Here is a 252-nt window from a genome sequence, read left to right as displayed (position 1 = left end):
CAAGCAACTTACATACATCGAGTATATCGTCGGTATTACGATTGGCTCCATCGCTGCTTTCATGGCAACGGAAATGGACGGCCCAGCTTATCACAGCTTGATCGCGATGGGTATTTTTGCACTCTTTCCGGTTGTAATGGAATGGCTTTCCCTCAAAAGTAAAAAACTTCGTGATTTTTTCGAAGGCAAATCAACGGTCCTCATCAAGGAAGGCAAAATTTTGGAAGACAACCTGAAAAAGGAACGTTTGAC

General features: G+C 43.3%; 1 protein-coding gene. It reads left to right on the top strand.

Annotated elements, in window-relative coordinates:
- Positions 1 to 252: DUF421 domain-containing protein (locus SB775_RS31935; RefSeq protein WP_410865301.1), on the top strand; the 252-nt coding region annotated here is incomplete at both ends.

Source organism: Peribacillus sp. SIMBA_075 (assembly GCF_046534585.1).
The sequence above is the reverse complement of the archived record's forward strand: the minus strand, read 5'-3'. Positions and strand labels throughout refer to the sequence as shown.